The sequence below is a fragment of the Stenotrophomonas sepilia genome (genome assembly GCF_003244875.1).
Classification (GTDB): Bacteria; Pseudomonadota; Gammaproteobacteria; order Xanthomonadales; family Xanthomonadaceae; genus Stenotrophomonas; species Stenotrophomonas sepilia.
Genome location: NZ_LXXZ01000003.1, coordinates 1 through 614, shown reverse-complemented (window position 1 = coordinate 614; position 614 = coordinate 1). Strand labels below are relative to the sequence as shown.

Below are 614 nucleotides of genomic sequence, written 5' to 3'. Positions count from 1 at the left end.
GGGCGCCCGTTCTGCTTATTTGAACTTGTAGACCACGTTCATCGTGGTCAGCGTATCGGTCTTGCGCTTGTCGACAGCGACGTCGCTGTTGTAACGCGCCTGCCAGCCGGCCTTCAGCGCCAGGTGCTCGTTCATGCTCACCGAGACACCGAAGTCGTTCTGGCCGAAAGTGTTGTACGAACCGGACTCGACCAGCAGCGTGTTCACCAGGTCGGTGTTGTCGGTCAGCGAGTACTTCAGGTCGAACAGGCCACGGCCGATCATGCCGGTACGGGTGCGGTCATCCTCGGTGCTGTGGGTACGGCGCACGCCGGGGCCGATCTGCGCGTCGAACGAAAAGCGCTCGGTGTTCCACAGGCGGGTGCCGTAACCCAGACCGAACGAGCTCTGGCGGTCGTAGGTGGCGAAGTCGTCGCGCTCGGTACGCACCGTGGCCGTCAGCTGGCGGTGCTCGCCCAGCTGCAGCGCGCTGCCCGCACTGCCGGTGTAGCGGTTGGCGGTGGTGTTGCTGCGGCGGGTGGTGGTGCCGTCGTCATTGGTCTCGGTCACCTTGGAGCTGGAGCGCAGGCCGAACAGGTCCATGCTGTGCACCCAGTCGCCGTCGGGGGAGGGCC

At 65.3% G+C, this 614-nt stretch carries 1 protein-coding gene; it reads right to left on the bottom strand.

From position 1 onward, the window contains the following. Positions 1-15: 15 nt before the first annotated feature. Positions 16-614: DUF481 domain-containing protein (locus tag A7X97_RS00585; protein WP_111007448.1), on the bottom strand; the 599-nt coding region annotated here is incomplete at its 5' end.